At 63.6% G+C, this 1,049-nt stretch carries 1 protein-coding gene; it reads left to right on the forward strand.

The features are described 5' to 3' along the window. Positions 1-107: 107 nt before the first annotated feature. Positions 108-1,028 (forward strand): IS982 family transposase, encoded by a 921-nt coding sequence (locus GORHZ_RS11450; RefSeq protein ID WP_006333113.1) that lies wholly within the window; start codon positions 108-110, stop codon positions 1,026-1,028. Positions 1,029-1,049 lie beyond the last annotated feature (21 nt).

The raw sequence follows: 1,049 nt of genomic DNA on the forward strand, positions 1-1,049 counted from the left end.
CCTAGATGAGTGATTCCCGGTAATGTTACTGGTGTGTCGCATGTGATTAAAGGTGGAGGGCGTCCAGACTCAGCGTTGCTAACCCAAACACTGACCTGGAGGTCGATGTGGACGCTGACCTGGACACCCTCGCCACTGCACTCTATGTGACCTGCGACGATCTGTTGAAAGCCCATCCTGAGCGTGTCGCGATCCGCCCGGCCCGCGGGTTCGCCACCCGCATCAGCGACGCCGAGATGCTGACCCTGGCGGTGCTGCAGGCGCTGCTGGGGTTCACCAGCGAACGCCGCTGGCTGCGCTATGCGCGGGCCCATCTGCTCGGCATGTTTCCCACCGTGCCCAACCAGCCCGGCTACAACAAACGTCTGCGTGCACTGGCCCCGACGATGGCCTGGCTGACCCGCACCCTGGCGTCGATGACCGGTGTGGGCGACGACGACACCTGGGTGGTCGATTCCACTCCCGTCGAGTGCGGGCGCTCGCGCGAGACCGCGAAACGTTCCGATCTGGCCGGGTGGGCCGAATACGGTTACTGCGCGTCGCATTCGCGCTACTTCTGGGGGCTGCGCCTGCACCTGGTGTGCACGGTTCACGGACTGCCGGTCGGGTGGGCGTTGACCGGCGCCAAAGCCGACGAACGACATGTGCTGTGTGACATCCTCACTGGCACAGCCGGTATCGCCGAGATCGTCGCGGCCGGCCCGCACCTGGTCATCGCCGACAAGAACTACTACGGACGCATCTTCGAACACGAACTCGCCGAGGCCGGGATCACCCTGCTGCGCCCGACACGCAAAGGCGAACAACCCCGCGGCGGTGAACGATTCTTCAAGCCGTTGCGCCAGATCATCGAATCGGTCAACGACACGTTGAAAGGCCAACTAGACCTCGAACACCACGGTGGTCGCACCGCCGCGGGCGTGTGCGCTCGCATCGCTCAACGCGTCCTGGCCATGACTGCTGCCATCTGGCACAACGACCGCGTCGGTGCCAACATCAGACGGTCACTCACCGCTTACGACCACTGATCACCAGGAATCAATCATCTA

Origin of the sequence: Gordonia rhizosphera NBRC 16068 (genome assembly GCF_000298195.1) — a bacterium.
In the GTDB taxonomy this organism is placed as follows: Bacteria; Actinomycetota; Actinomycetes; order Mycobacteriales; family Mycobacteriaceae; genus Gordonia; species Gordonia rhizosphera.